Raw genomic sequence first — 11,748 nt, 5'->3', positions numbered from 1 at the left:
GGCGCGGATTCAGAGCTTGCGAAGTCCAACGAGCACCTTCTCGAGGGTGGAAGCATCCAGCGACATCGCCACCGACAACGGTGGCCGAACGGTGATCTTCCCCGCGTGCAACAGGTCCCCCAGCAGCACCGTGGCGACGCCGACGGGCAGGCGCAGTTCCGCCGCGATCTCCACGACCGCGGTCGGCGCCCGGCACATGTCCAGGATCGCGACCTGCTCGGAGGTCATCCCCGCCGACGGCGCCGATTCGCTGACCACCAGGGTGACCAGGTCGAAGTCCTCGGTGGCCGGGGCCCGACCGCCGGTCAGGGTGTAGAACCGGTCCGGATCCTCGTCGCGGACCGACCTGCTCAATTCGGCGCTCCGCGTCTGGGCTGGGCGGCCATATGCTCGCCGAGCTGTTCGACCAGCTCGTGCATGGTGTGCCCGACCAGCCCCGCGTCGGCGTCCTCGGCGGCCACCACCGCTAAGTGCGCGCCGCGCCCCGCCTCGACCACGAACAGGATGCCGCCGTAGAACTCGGTCATCGACTGGCGAACACCGCCACGCCCGTCACCGAACTCGACGGAAGCCCCGTGCGACAGGCTCTGGAACCCGGCGGCGATCGCGGCCAGCTGATCGGCGCGGTCGACGTCGAGTTCCGGTGTGTGGCAGATCTTCAGGCCGTCCCCGGACAGCAGCAGCGCGTGCCGGGTGCGTGGGGTGCGGGCGAGCAGTTTCTCGAGCAGCCAGCCGAGATTCGTCGGGGCGGTGGTGGTCATCGGTCCTCCATGGGGTCGGGAGCAGTGGCGGCGCTGCCTGGGTGCTGGCCTGACTGATCCGCCCCGCGACCGGGCGCGGACCGCTGGAACGCGCCGAGCGCGGCCGGTTTGGCCGGTGCGGTGTCGGCGACCGGGGTCCCGGCCAGGCCGTCGGGATGGACTTTGGCCAGGGTGTCGCCCCTGCGTCGCTTGGGCAGGGCGGGTGAGGTGGACACCGTGGGCGTCGGCGCCTCGGCCGGGGCCTGGCGGGTCTGCTGGCCGACGGTCTCGGCCCAGCCCGATTCGTCGGTGGTCCTGGCGTGCTGGGCTCGCGGGGTGGGTGCGTCGAACTGGCCGAGGGTGGTGAGCTGGGGTTCGGTGCGACGCGGGGTCGGCGCGGCGAGCGGGGCGCGACCGCGGCGTTCGGCGCGGGCGGTGAGCTCACGCGGGACGACCACGACCACCGCGGTGCCGCCGATCGCCGACGGCCGATACGACACGGTGAGTTCGTGTTTGCGGGCCAGATGGCCGACCACGGCCAGACCGAGCCGGGTGCCCGACAGCGAGGCCAGGTCGGCACCCTTGCCCTTGTGGTCGCGCCCGCTGACCGCGGCCTCGGCCCGGCGCAGCGCCGAGTCGCTCATCACCAGGCCGCTGTCCTCGATCGTGATCACCACGCCCGCGGGCACTTCCGCGGCGTAGACGTGCACCTCGGTGGTCGGCGGGGAGAAGTTGCAGGCGTTGTCGAGCAGTTCGGCCAGGGTGTGCATCACGCCCTCGGCGGCGTGTCCGGCGATACCGACGTCGGCCACGGCGCGCAGCCGCACGCGCTGGTACCCGGCGACGCGACCCATCGCGCCACGCAGGATCGATTCCATCGCAATCGGTTTGGCCCACCGGCGACCGGTGCGGGCACCGCTGAGCACCGCGATGCTGTCGGCGAGGCGTCCGGTCTGCGCGGTGCGGTGGTCGATGTGGAGCAGGTCGGTGAGCACGCGCGGGTCGGCGTGACGGTGTTCCATCTCGCGCAGCTCGGCCAGCATCGAGGTGGTCATCGCCTGGATGCGGCCCGCGGCGCCGGCGAAGGCGGCCAGCGCGGCGGCGCCACGGCGACCGTTCTCCTGTGCCTCCCAGGCGTAGTGCGTCGCGTGGTCCTCGGCGGTGGTGATCCGCTGGGTCGCCTCGGCGACGGCCGCGGCCAGCTGCTGTTCGGCCCGGGCGGCGGCGGCCGTCGCGGCCCGGGCCCGCGCGCGCTGGCGCAGGGCGACGAACACCGCGGGGCAGGCGATCAGGGCGACGGCCAGGGTCGCGGCGAGAACCGGAATCCCGAGGGCGGGCGGTGTGAACACGGCGACCACCACGGCGATCGCGGCCAGCACCACCCCGGCCCCGAGGACGACGTAACCGGCGGCTCCCGCGGCCTCCCCGCGAGCGGTACGCTCCCCCGGCGACACAGCCGTCGACTGCGCCATCGGCCCGACTTCCGCAGTACTCACAGGCCCCCAACCACCAATCGGCACACCGAACACGCAGCACGACAGCCCGTTTCGATAACGCAGGCGAGCATATCGAGCCCTCGCCCCGCCTGCCACTCGAGCGGCGAGGGTTCATCACGAGTTCGACTGCGATTCGTTACCGAATCGGGATGTCCCCCACCCTCCGACCTGCGGTCATGCCGGGATCGCCGCACCGATCGTGGCGGCCGTCACGCCGTAACCGGAATCGTTGGGATGCAGGTGATCACCGCTGTCGAGCGCGTCGGCGAGCCGGGTCGGGTCGCCGGGCGCGGCCATCGCCCGGTCGAGATCGGCCACCGCGTCGAAGGCGCCGGGTGATCTGATCCAGCTGTTCACCTCGGACCGGAGACGGTCGCGGTCGGCCGAGTAGTACGGCGACCCGGCGAACGGCAGCAGCGTGGCGCCGACGACGCGCACCCCCGCCGCCCTGGCCGCGGCGACCAGTTCGCGATACCCCGCGACGAGCTGCTCGACCGAAACCTGTGGGGACACCTGACCGTCCGGGCCCGTCGATCCGGCCAGGCCGATGTCGTTGATGCCGATCAGCACCACGACCGTGCCGACGCCCGGCTGGTCGAGCACGTCCCGGCGGAACCGGGTGAGCCCGCTGTCGCCCAGCACGGTCGAATCGGTGAGCAACCGGTTGCCGCTGATCCCCGCGTTCACGACGGGCTGCCGGCGGCCCTCGGCGGCGAGGTAGCGGGCGAGGTGGTCGGGATAGCGCTGATCGGCGTCGACACCGGAGCGGTAGCCGTCGGTGATCGAATCGCCGAAGGCCACCGTGACATCGCGAGGCCGGTCGCTCCGAACGGTGTCGACGCCGACCAGGAAGTACCAGGACTGGGACGTCTCGGTGAACGCCGCGGCGGTCGGGTCGGCGGTGTGCTCACCCGTCGCGCGGTAACTCGTCGCGGCCGCCTGGGCGTGCTGGGTGGCGGGGCCGGTGGGCGTGGCGAAGTACAGCGTCACCGCGAGCGCCTCGCCCGCCGCGACCGAGGTGGTCACGGCATCGCTGGAGACCTCGGCGCCCGGCGCGATCTCGAACGACACCGCGCCGGTGACCGTCAGCGGTCGCACCGTCTCCGGGTGCACGGCGGCACCACCCGCGCTGCGGGCGACCGTCGCGCCCGCGACAGCCAGCGGTGCCGTGCCGTATCTGTTCGACAGCCGGACCCGCACCCGCGGACCACCGTCGGTGAGCCGAACCACCTGGCGGACGGTCTGATCGGCGAAGCCCGCCGCCGACCAGTTCGGCGTCACCGCGGTGGCCGGATGCTGGGCGGCGGCCGCCCACGCGCCCGACCAGTCCGGCGGGGTCGCCTCGACACCGCACGCCACCAGGGTCAGCGTGGTCAGCGCGGTGACGAGCAGCCCGAGGCGGCGGGCGAGCCAGGTCATCCGAGGGTCCAGCTCATGCCGAAGGCCGACAGCGCGTCGAGGAATTCGGTCGGCTCGAACAGCTCGGCGGGCGCCAGCGCGCCCGGCGTGCCCGCGCCCGCGGCGAGCCGGGTGGCGACCTCGACCGCGAGCTGAGCGCTGTTGCGGTAGGCGTCGGGTCCGCTGCCGATGCCGCGCAGGGTGCGCCCGGCGTGGTGGACGTCGACGACCACCGAGTACGCGGCGGGCGCCGACGGCGTTTCCGGCGCGGCCGCCAGATCGTCCTCGGTGACGGTGCCGATGATCTCGAAGATCGACGTCGCCAGCACGCCCTCCACCGATCCCGCCGTCGTGTGCCGCGGGATCGTCACCACCGACGGCTGCGGGAACTTCCGCACCGCAATGGGTTCGGTGGCGCCGGGCAGCAGGAAGGTGGCGCGGCGCGCCTGGGAGCCGGTGCGGAACTCGCCGTCGGACCACGACAGCCCACCGCTGGTGAAGACGTCCAGATTCCGCAGCACCGTGCGCATGCTGCCGCGCGAGCCCTCCCCGCCCGGCAGCGCGACATGACTCAGCACGATCTCGTCGGCCCCGCCGAGCCGCTGCGCTCCGAGGTGGGCGAGCAGATCGCCGAAGATGCCCGCCTCGGTGGTCGCGGTGGCGAGGGTGACTCCGGCCGCGGCCGCGAGCGGGCCGTACTCGGTGAACACCCGCTCGACGAAGAGCTGTTCGCCCGCGACGTCGACGTAGTGGGCACCGGCCGCGATGGCGGCGCGCAGCACGCCGGCTCCGTTGCCGGTGTAGTCGGGCAGGGTACTGATCACGACGTCGATCCCGGTGAACGCCTCGACCAGGGCGGTGTGATCGTCGGCGGCGGCCACCCGGATCACCCCGCCGACCTCGGCGAGCCGCCCGGCGTCGCGACCGACCACCACCGGGTCGATGCCACGCCCGCGCAGCTCGTCCACCGCGAATCGGCCGACGTGTCCGGTGGCTCCGTAGACGGCGATCTTCATGTCGTTCTCCTTGTTCATCGGGATGATGAACTCAGACTATGCAGCGATGATGAGACAGAAAATCATCCAGAATCTTCAGGAGATATCCAATCGTCTCGCAGCGTAGGGTTTACGACATGGATCTGCTCAGCGACGTCCTCGCCACCGCGCGGACCGGCACCCCCGCCTCCGGCATGTTCGTGCGGAACGCGCCATGGGGCCGTCGGTATCCGCACATCGACGGCGCCGGCTTCCACGTCGTCCTGCAGGGCTCGTGCTGGTTGACCCGGCCCGGCGTGGAACCGATCGCGCTCGGCACCGGCGACGCGGTGTTCCTGCCGCGCGGCATCGCCCACGATCTGCTCGACCAGCTCGACAGCCCGATCACCGAGACGGCCGGACCGGGCGATGTCCGGTTCGTCGACGGACCGGGCGCGCCCGCGACGCTGCTGTGCGGTTCGTATCACCTCGCCGTCGACCGCACCCATCCGCTGCTGACCGAGCTGCCCGAGGTGGTGCACGCCCCGGCGCGGCTGGGCACCCACCCGGCGCTGCGGTCGGCCGTCGAACTGCTCGCCGCCGAACTCACCGACGCGGGCCCCGGCTCCGACGCGGCGATTCCCCCGCTGCTGGATCTGCTGCTGCTGTATCTGCTGCGTGCCCATCTCGCCGAGGCCGCGACGTCCTCGGGCTGGGCCGCGGCCGTCGCCGACGCCGACATCTCCCGATCCCTGCGCGCCATCCACGACGACCCGGCGCACGGCTGGACCGTCGAATCCCTCGGCGCCACCGCGGGTCTGAGCCGCGCCGCCTTCGCCCGCCGGTTCGCCGAGCTGGTCGGCGAGCCACCGCTGACCTACCTCACCCGCTGGCGGATGCTCACCGCCGCCCGGCTGCTGCGCGACACCGACCACCCACTGGCCACGGTGGCCCGGCGCAGCGGCTATGGCTCCGAGTACGCCTTCGGCAAGGCGTTCAAACGCGCGTTCGGCACCGCCCCCGGCCGCTATCGCGCGGCCGGGACACCGGTGCTCGTCGCGGGCGCGAGCTGAACCGTCAGGCGCGGGCGGCAGGTGCCTCGACCTCGACGAGCAGGCCCGGTTCACTCGGCGCCGCGACGCCGAGCCGGCTCCCGGCATCGCGGCGCCATCGGCCGCGCTCGACCCCGGAATTGGTACTCACCGCGTTGTTCGTGGCGGCCGGGGACGATCCCGAGCGGTGCGCGCGGCCGGTGGCGGCGGGCGGGCAGGTCAGTCGAGTTCCGCGACCGCCCTTTTCGCCGCCTCGGCGACCAGCGCGTTGGCCGGCTCGGCGTCCTGGTCCGGCTTGGTGGTGAGCACGGCGAGCACGAGCGGCGCGCGCCCCGGCGGCCACGCGACGGCGACGTCGAGGGCGGAGCCGTAGGCCGGGCTGCCGGTCTTGTCGCCGACGATCCAGTCCGCGGGCAGTCCCGCCTTGATGCGCTTGGCGCCGGTGGTGCTGGCCTTCAGCCAGGCGGCGAGCTGCGCGCGTTCGGGCTCCGGCAGCGCGGTGCCGACGACGAGGGCGCGATAGTCGGCGGCCAGCGCGGCGGCCGTGGTGGTGTCACGTTCGTCGCCGGGGATGGCGGTATTGAGCTCGGGTTCCCAGCGATCCAGGCGCGACACCGTGTCACCGAGGGAGCGCAGGAACGCGGTGAAACCCTCGGGGCCGCCGAGCAGACGGAGCAGCAGGTTGCCCGCGGTGTTGTCGGACTGGGTGATCGCGGCGTCGCAGAGCGCGGCGACGGTCATGCCGGTGTCGATGTGGCGTTCGGTCTCCGGGGAGTTCACGACGATGTCGGCGGCGGTGTAGTGGATCACCTGGTCGAAGTAGCCGCTCGCGAGCGGATGGGCCTGCAGCAGCGCGCCGCAGGCCAGACCCTTGAAGGTCGAAGCCATCGGGAAACGCTCGTCCGCGCGGTAGGCGACGGTGCCGCCGGTGCCGGTGTCGATCACCGACAGGCCCAGGCGCGCACCGTATTCCGTCTCCAGCGCGGCGAACGAGAGCGCGGCCGCCGTGGTCGAGGAGACGGCGGGGGTGGTGGTCTCGGCGGCGGTCGAACAGGCCGGAACGGCGACGGCGGTCATCGCCAGCGCGACGGCGGCGAGGCGGCCGCGCAGGGTGGTGGTCACGAAGGAAGTCACCACCGCACCCCATCACCGCCGCCACCGCCCGGGCCAATACCCGACACGGCCGCCGACGAGTCGGCATCGATATCGGCGCAGGTCGCCGCCGACCGGCGCGGACGAACGGTCGAGCGCCGACGCCGGATCCGGGGCGCCCGTGCCGCGCACGCTGGTTCAATGGCCGACATGGATCTGCTGCGACACCTCCGGTTCTTCGTCGCGGTCGCCGACGAGGGCCACTTCGGGCGGGCGGCCGCCGCGCTGGAGATGACGCAGCCGCCGCTGTCCCAGGGGCTGCGGCGGCTCGAACAGCATCTCGACCTCGAACTGATCCACCGCACCAGCCAGGGCGCGATGCTCACCGCCGCGGGCAGGCAGTTGCTGCCGCGGGCCCGGCTGCTCGTCGACGACGCCGACCGGCTGCTCGCGGAATCGGAGCGGATCGCCCAGCGCAGCGGCACCGTGCGGTTCGCCGCCACGACCGCGCTGCCGGACCGGCTGGTGGCCGCCTGCGTCACCGCGCTGCGGGTCCCGGGCGGCACCGTCTCGACCGCGCTCGGCACGACGGTCGATCTCACGGCCGAGGTGCGGGCCGGGATCTGCGATGTCGCCGTGATCGAACATCCGGCCCTGGTCGACGGTATCGACGCCGGTCCGGTCGTGAAACTGCCCCGATGGCTGGTGGTTCCGGCCGAGCACCGCACCACCACCGCCGAGCGGCCCACCTTCCCGATGCTCGCCGGACTCCAGTTCGCGCATCCCGCCCGCAGCGCCAATCCACCCGCCTTCGACACCGTGCTCGACCTGCTGCGCGAGCGCGGCCTCGACACCGGCACCCTCAGCGCGCCCGACGACCGCGCGGTGCTGGCCGCGGTCGCCGCGGGCACCTGTTTCGGCCTCACCGCCACCCCGCCCACGCCGACGCCGGGCGTGGCCTGGCTGACGCTCGCGCCACAGTCGGTGGCTTTGCGGGTCAGGATCATTCGCCGCCCCGACGCCGCCGACCACGCCGACGCCCTGGACCGGGTGCTCTACCGCGAGCGCCTGCGATGAGCGTCACCGACCGGATCCGCGCCGTGTTCGCCGACGCGGGCTGCACCGGATGGCTGCATGCCCGCCGCTGCGACGACTCCCCCGCCGAGCTGTCGGTCGGCGGCCGTGAGCGGGTGGTCACCGCGTCGGTGTACAAACTGCTGCTGTTCGTCGCGTTCTGCCGGCAGGTCGACGACGGGCTGCTCGACCCCACCGCGCCGATCACCGTCGACCCCGCCGAATGCACCCCCGGCCCGACCGGCCTCGCGGCGCTGCACGACCCGGTCACCCTGAGCCGCCGCGACCTGGCCACGTCCATGATGACGGTGTCCGACAACGCCGCCGCCGACGTGCTGCTCGGCGAACTGGGCTTGGCCGCGGTGACCGATCTCGTCGACGCGCTCGGCCTCACCGAGACCCGCGTCCTCGGCGGCACCGCCGATCAGCACCGCAGTCTCGTGCGCGATACCGACACCCACACCACCGCCGAGGCTTTCGCCGCGCTCGCCGACAACGACGAGGCCTGGACGGTCTCGGCCTACGACCCCGCCTACGCCAGCGCCACCACGCCCGAGGAGATGACCCGCTTCCTGCGCCTGCTCTGGCGCGGCGACGTGTTGTCCACGGCGAGTACCGAATTCACTCGTACCGTGATGAGCAGGCAGATCTGGCCGCACCGGATCGCGGCGGCCTTCCCGCATCGCGGGGTCGTCGTCGCGGGCAAGACCGGCACCATCGGCATCATCCGCAACGAGGTCGCCGTCGTCGAGTTCCCCGGCGAAACCCCCGTCGCGGTAGCGGTTTTCACCCGCGCCGCCCGCGCCGACCCGACCCTGCCCGTCGTCGACGCCGCCATCGGCGAAGCCGCCCGCCTCGCCGTCACCGAACTCCGCCGCCCCCACTGACCGACCCCGGCGCGGCCGGATATGGCTAGCATCGTCGGTCGTGGGTGGAGATTCTTCCGGTGTCGGCCGGGTGCGGATGGTCGGGATCGTGGCGGGGGTCGTCGGGGTGGCGCTGGCGGTGGCGGCTCCGCTGCTGCCGGTGCGACAGGAGCGGGCGAGCCTGGACTGGCCGCAGCCGCAGTCGATGCAGCTGAGCGCGCCGCTGGTGGACTATGTGCCGTTGTCGCTGGAGCTCAGCGTGCCGTGCACGGCACTGCGGGACCTGACCGGGGCGACGGTGCTGGCGACGGTTCCGCCGCAGGCCCCGCGCGCGGGGTCGAAGGGACTGGTGGCGCGGATCGAGGACCGCCCGGAAACCGGCCGCACCCTCGCGGTCGTCCTGCGCGATCGACTGCTGCTGAGCGCGTCGCTGGCGGAGATCGCCGGTGGTGCGCCGCTCAGCGGTGGACCGGGCTCGTCCGAGAACCGACCGTCGGGTACCGACCCCTCCGGCAGCACTCCCCCTTCCGGCGCCGCCCCACCACCCGGCACCTCGCCTCCCCCCGGCGCGACACCGCCACCCCCCGGGGCAGCACGGTCGGATGCTCCGGCCGGACCCGCAGCCGGTTCGCAGAACGGCGCGCCTGCCGGATCGACACCGACCGGCCAGGGCACACCCACCGGGCCTGCACCCGTGCCCAACGCTCCGCAGTCCGGCGCTCCCTCCGGGTCCGGCCCCGGCGCACCGACTGGCTCGGCACCCGCCGGGCCCGGCGCAACGAACGGACCGACCGGGTCGACACCTCCACCGGCCGGGGCGCCGGGTGGTGGAAACCCGAGCGGCGCACCGCAGAACGGGCAGACGGCCGGGTGCGGTGCATTGACGGTCGTGTCGACGGCGACGAGGACGACCGCCGAACTCACCGGGCTGACCAAGCCCGACGGGTCGCCGCTGCGGACCACCATCGATACCGATGTGCGCCCGCAGCTGGTCGGGGTCTATACCGAGCTGGATCGGGCGCGGGCGGGCGATGCGCGCCTGCACGCCGAGATCGATGCGCGGTTCTCGTCGAGTCCGAGCGGCTGGAAGCTGGCGGCGATCCTCGGTGCGGTGTTGTGCACGCTGATCGCGCTGATCTGCCTGCATCGCGGTGACATCCGCGACCGGCGGCGCGCACGACGCGTCCTGCCCGCGCGCTGGTGGCGCGTCACCGGCCTGGACGCGACGGTCGCGGGCACGCTGATGGTCTGGCATGTGATCGGCGCGAACAGCTCCGACGACGGCTACATCCTGACCATGGCGCGCGCCTCCAGGGAAGCCGGCTACACCGCCAACTACTACCGATGGTTCCAGGTCGCCGAGGCGCCGTTCGGCTGGCCCTACGAGGTCCTCGCCCAGCTCACCCGGATCAGCGACGCCGGACTGTGGATGCGCGTGCCCGCGCTGCTGGCCGCCCTGGTGTGCTGGCTGGTGCTGAGCCGGGAAGTGCTGCCACGCCTGGGTTCCCGCGTCGCCGCGAGCGCACCCGCCCGCTGGAGCGCCGCCCTGCTGTTCCTGGCCCTGTGGCTGCCCTACAACAACGGCCTGCGCCCGGAACCGCTGATCGCGGTCGGCGCGCTGCTCACCTGGTGCTCGATGGAGCGGGCGATCGCCACCCGCCGGCTGCTGCCCGCCGCCGTCGCGGTGCTGATCGCGGCGTTCTCCCTCGCCGCCGGTCCCACCGGTCTCATCTGCCTGGCCGCCCTGCTGGCCGGATCACGGCCGGTGCTGCGCACGATCATCGCCCGCGCGAGGACGGGCTCGGGACCGGCGCTGCCGCGCTACGCCGCGGTGCTGGCGCCGATCGCCGCCGCGGGCACACTCGTGCTCGTCGTCGTCTTCGCCGACCAGACCTTCGCGACGGTGCTGGAGGCCACCCGGGTCCGCCAGCTGGTCGGCCCCGACATGTCCTGGTTCGAGGAACGCACCCGCTGGGATTCGCTGCTCTCGGTGAATCCCGACGGCTCGCTGGCCCGGCGCTTCGGCGTGCTGGCCATGCTGCTGTGCCTGGCCGTCGGTGTCCTGGTGACCCTGCGTCGCGGCGGGCGCATCCCGTCCACCGCCCGTGGCCCGGTCACCCGCATGCTCGCGGTGACCTTCCTGGCCCTGCTGCTGATGATGTTCACCCCCACCAAGTGGACCCACCACTTCGGTGTCTACGCGGGTCTGGCGGGCGCGCTGGCCGCGGTGACCGCTGTCGCGCTGAGCCGCAGCCTCCTTCGGGCGGCCTACCTGCGCACCGTGTTCGCGGCGGCGGTGCTGTTCCTGCTCGCCGTCTGCTGCACCGGCTCCAACGGATACTGGTACGTCTCCGGCTACGGCGTCCCGTGGCCGGACCGGGCCCCGACCGTCGGCGGCATCGAGGTCTCCACCCTCTTCCTCGTGGCCACCGCCCTCACCCTGCTGGTCGCCCTGTGGCAGTACTACCGTGCCGCGCCCGAAGGAACCGAAACGAGCTCGCGCAGCGCCACACCCAGCGTTGCCGGCTCGCCGCACCCAACGGCCGACGACGCGGCCACCGCCACGGCATCCACGGGCGAGCCCGCGACGCTGCCCGGAACCGATGCCGGGGCCGCGAGCACGCCCAGGGCCGCCGGGCGATTCCGACTGCCGGTGATCTCGCCGCTCACCGTCGCCGCGGCGGCGATCGTGCTGTTCGACGTGGGATCGCTGGCTACCGCGGCCCTCGCGCAGTACCCCGCCTATTCGGTCGGTCTGTCGAATCTGCGGACGATGACCGGCGACTCCTGCGCGCTGGCCGACGCCGTACTGGTGGAAACCGATACGGCCGACTCGCTGCTGACTCCCTACACCGGCACCGTCGCCGACGGACTGTCCGCCGAGAACATCGGCTTCACCCCGAACGGCCTCGGCAGTCTCGCCCCCGACCCGGGCCCCGGCCAATCCTCCGCGCCCCCTTCGGGTTCGGGTCCGACCCCCGGCGGCCCTGGCGGCGCAGGACCGGGCAGCGCGGGTCCGGGCGGCAGCTCGGGGCCGGGTGGCGCAGCTCCCGGCG

The 11,748-nt window shown here is 73.2% G+C and carries 11 protein-coding genes; 4 read left to right on the top strand and 7 right to left on the bottom strand.

Features of this window, described 5'->3' with window-relative positions; genetic code table 11:
• Window positions 1-9 precede the first annotated feature (9 nt).
• The 5 genes from ATM97_RS06305 to ATM97_RS06285 form a co-directional block, all read right to left on the bottom strand.
• Complete coding sequence (locus tag ATM97_RS06305) at window positions 10-354, bottom strand: DUF742 domain-containing protein (RefSeq protein ID WP_218716995.1); 345 nt, start codon at window positions 352-354, stop codon at window positions 10-12.
• On the bottom strand, window positions 351-761 hold the full coding sequence (locus tag ATM97_RS06300) for a roadblock/LC7 domain-containing protein (RefSeq protein ID WP_218716994.1): 411 nt from the start codon (window positions 759-761) through the stop codon (window positions 351-353). The genes ATM97_RS06305 and ATM97_RS06300 overlap by 4 nt, the downstream gene beginning before the upstream one ends.
• Complete coding sequence (locus ATM97_RS06295; RefSeq protein WP_308248391.1) at window positions 758-2,236, bottom strand: ATP-binding protein; 1,479 nt, start codon at window positions 2,234-2,236, stop codon at window positions 758-760. Before ATM97_RS06295 ends, ATM97_RS06300 begins: the two co-directional genes overlap by 4 nt.
• A 174-nt stretch (window positions 2,237-2,410) precedes the next feature.
• Window positions 2,411-3,655: a GDSL-type esterase/lipase family protein gene (locus ATM97_RS06290; RefSeq protein WP_218716993.1), complete on the bottom strand. Its 1,245-nt coding sequence runs from the start codon at window positions 3,653-3,655 to the stop codon at window positions 2,411-2,413.
• Window positions 3,652-4,668, bottom strand: coding sequence for a saccharopine dehydrogenase NADP-binding domain-containing protein (locus tag ATM97_RS06285; RefSeq protein WP_218716992.1), 1,017 nt, complete (start codon window positions 4,666-4,668; stop codon window positions 3,652-3,654). The genes ATM97_RS06290 and ATM97_RS06285 overlap by 4 nt, the downstream gene beginning before the upstream one ends.
• Before the next feature lie 98 nt (window positions 4,669-4,766).
• Between ATM97_RS06285 and ATM97_RS06280 the strand changes: the two genes are divergently transcribed.
• Window positions 4,767-5,681 carry an AraC family transcriptional regulator gene (locus ATM97_RS06280; protein WP_218716991.1) on the top strand — a complete coding sequence of 305 codons (915 nt, stop codon included), beginning with the start codon at window positions 4,767-4,769 and terminating at the stop codon, window positions 5,679-5,681.
• Between the two features lie 4 nt (window positions 5,682-5,685).
• Here ATM97_RS06280 and ATM97_RS34235 read toward each other — a convergent pair whose 3' ends face one another.
• Entirely contained in the window at window positions 5,686-5,811 is a 126-nt protein-coding gene (locus ATM97_RS34235; RefSeq protein ID WP_255587274.1) for a hypothetical protein, read from the bottom strand.
• A gap of 68 nt (window positions 5,812-5,879) precedes the next feature.
• Window positions 5,880-6,737 carry a class A beta-lactamase gene (gene bla / locus ATM97_RS06275; protein ID WP_218717024.1) on the bottom strand — a complete coding sequence of 286 codons (858 nt, stop codon included), beginning with the start codon at window positions 6,735-6,737 and terminating at the stop codon, window positions 5,880-5,882.
• Between the two features lie 216 nt (window positions 6,738-6,953).
• Between bla and ATM97_RS06270 the strand changes: the two genes are divergently transcribed.
• The 3 genes from ATM97_RS06270 to ATM97_RS06260 all read left to right on the top strand — a co-directional run.
• Window positions 6,954-7,829 (top strand): LysR family transcriptional regulator, encoded by an 876-nt coding sequence (locus ATM97_RS06270; RefSeq protein WP_218716990.1) that lies wholly within the window; start codon window positions 6,954-6,956, stop codon window positions 7,827-7,829.
• Entirely contained in the window at window positions 7,826-8,713 is an 888-nt protein-coding gene (locus ATM97_RS06265; protein WP_218716989.1) for a serine hydrolase, read from the top strand. The genes ATM97_RS06270 and ATM97_RS06265 overlap by 4 nt, the downstream gene beginning before the upstream one ends.
• A gap of 40 nt (window positions 8,714-8,753) precedes the next feature.
• The coding region (locus tag ATM97_RS06260; RefSeq protein ID WP_218716988.1) for an arabinosyltransferase domain-containing protein at window positions 8,754-11,748 on the top strand (2,995 nt) is incomplete at its 3' end.

Origin of the sequence: Nocardia sp. MH4, from assembly GCF_019266065.1 — a bacterium.
Classification (GTDB): Bacteria; Actinomycetota; Actinomycetes; order Mycobacteriales; family Mycobacteriaceae; genus Nocardia; species Nocardia canadensis.
The sequence above is the reverse complement of the archived record's forward strand: the minus strand, read 5'-3'. Positions and strand labels throughout refer to the sequence as shown.

Coding starts and splice junctions, on each gene's coding strand:
- ATM97_RS06300 (WP_218716994.1), bottom strand. CDS start 761: ATGACCACCACCGCCCCGACGAATCTCGGCTGGCTGCTCGAGAAACTG.
- ATM97_RS06290 (WP_218716993.1), bottom strand. CDS start 3,655: ATGACCTGGCTCGCCCGCCGCCTCGGGCTGCTCGTCACCGCGCTGACC.
- ATM97_RS06285 (WP_218716992.1), bottom strand. CDS start 4,668: ATGAACAAGGAGAACGACATGAAGATCGCCGTCTACGGAGCCACCGGA.
- ATM97_RS06280 (WP_218716991.1), top strand. CDS start 4,767: ATGGATCTGCTCAGCGACGTCCTCGCCACCGCGCGGACCGGCACCCCC.
- bla (WP_218717024.1), bottom strand. CDS start 6,737: ATGACCGCCGTCGCCGTTCCGGCCTGTTCGACCGCCGCCGAGACCACC.
- ATM97_RS06270 (WP_218716990.1), top strand. CDS start 6,954: ATGGCCGACATGGATCTGCTGCGACACCTCCGGTTCTTCGTCGCGGTC.
- ATM97_RS06265 (WP_218716989.1), top strand. CDS start 7,826: ATGAGCGTCACCGACCGGATCCGCGCCGTGTTCGCCGACGCGGGCTGC.